Raw genomic sequence first — 1,206 nt, forward strand, 5'->3', positions numbered from 1 at the left:
GTCCTGTCGCCCGGAGTCGCGGGCAGGGAGACTGGTCAGATCATGTCGAACAGCAGGAAGCGTCACACCCCGGAGCAGGTCGTCCGTAAGCTCGGGCAGGCCGACAGGATGCTCGCCGACGGGCAGGACGTCGCGGCGGTGTGTCGGGAGCTCGGGGTGTCCGAGCAGACGTACTACCGGTGGCGGAACCAGTTCGGCGGGCTCAAGGCCGACGATGCGAAGCGCCTGAAGGAGCTGGAGAAGCAGAACGCCACCCTCAAGCGGCTACTCGCCGAAGCGGAGCTGGAGAAGGCGGCGCTGAAGGAGTTGGCTGAGGGAAACTTCTAGGCCCGGGCAGACGTCGCGCCGCCGTCTCGCACCTGCTCAGGGCACTGCAGGTGAGCGAACGGATGGCGTGCCGCCTGGCCGGGCTCTCACGCTCCGCATACCGGCGCCCGCTCAAGGGCGAAACCACCGACGATCCGGACATGGCGCTGCGGGACTGGCTGCGCGCCTGGGCGAAGGACCATCCCCGCTACGGGTATCGGCGGGCGTATCACGACGCCCGAGCCGAGGGCTGGGGCGTGAACCACAAGAAGATCCAACGGCTGTGGCGCGAGGAGGGACTGCGCGTCCCGCAGCGGCGTCGCCGCAAACGCGTCGGGTCCTCGACCGTCGACGCACCGACAGCGGACGCGCCGAACGTGGTGTGGGCGGTGGACTTCCAGTTCGATGCCGACGAACAGGGCAGGCCGATCAAGATCTGTTCCATCGTCGACGAGCACACTCGGGAGTGCATCGGCGGGCTCACCGAACGGTCGATCACCGCTGACCGGCTCACCGCCCACCTCGACGACCTCGTCGCCGTGCGCGGCGCCCCGGCCGTGCTCAGATCGGACAACGGGCCCGAGTTCATCAGCGAGGCGATGGCCGACTGGGCCGGCACCCGCACCGGCCTGTCCTACATCCCTCCGGGCTCGCCGTGGCGCAACGGGTACGTCGAGTCGTTCAACAGCCGGATCCGCGACGAGTGCCTCAACATCAACAGCTTCTACTCGCTGCTGCACGCGCAGGTCATCATCGGCGACTGGAAGGACGAGTACAACCACCACCGCCGGCACTCCTCGCTCGGCTACCTACCCCCAGCCGAGTACGCTCGACAGTGCACCCATCAAATGGAAACCGACGACTCACAGAACGTCCGGACCGAATGAAGGGGGCGGCTCA

Annotated in this window: 1 protein-coding gene; it reads left to right on the forward strand. The window is 67.7% G+C overall.

The window, feature by feature from the left end; all coding sequences use genetic code 11:
- Window positions 1-42: 42 nt before the first annotated feature.
- Window positions 43-1,193 (forward strand): IS3 family transposase gene (locus ACPEH2_RS15725; RefSeq protein WP_423719073.1). Its coding sequence is split into 2 segments (ribosomal slippage): window positions 43-313 and window positions 313-1,193, totalling 1,152 coding nucleotides; the frame shifts between segments, so codons are not numbered across the junction.
- The last annotated feature ends 13 nt before the right edge of the window (window positions 1,194-1,206 follow it).

Source organism: Microbacterium sp. NPDC064942, assembly GCF_049545525.1.
Classification (GTDB): Bacteria; Actinomycetota; Actinomycetes; order Actinomycetales; family Microbacteriaceae; genus Microbacterium; species Microbacterium gawkjiense.